The following is a 320-nucleotide window of genomic DNA, read 5'->3' on the forward strand; positions in this document are numbered from 1 at the left end:
ATATTACCTATGTATCGACGAAAGAAGGATGGTTGTATGTAGCAAGTCTGATGGACTTGTATTCTAGAAAAATTGTGGGCTGGCATGCTGATCGTACGATGACAAAAGAATTAGTATGGAAGGCTTTACAACAAGCTTATTTCCGTCAAAAACCGGAAGGTTCAGTCTTGCATCATTCTGATCGAGGAAGTCAATATGCTTCCCATGATTATCAAAAGCAATTACAAAAGTATGGAATGCAATGTAGCATGAGTAGAAAAGGGAACTGCTATGATAACGCTTGTATTGAATCATTCCATGGTGTCTTGAAAAAAGAACTT

Annotated in this window: 1 protein-coding gene; it reads left to right on the plus strand. The window is 37.5% G+C overall.

Annotation, left to right across the window (positions count from 1 at the left end):
• Positions 1–320 (plus strand): DDE-type integrase/transposase/recombinase (locus COK05_RS30825; protein WP_176539483.1); only part of this gene is annotated, 320 nt, incomplete at both ends.

The organism is Bacillus cereus (assembly GCF_002567495.1).
Classification (GTDB): domain Bacteria; phylum Bacillota; class Bacilli; order Bacillales; family Bacillaceae_G; genus Bacillus_A; species Bacillus_A cereus_AQ.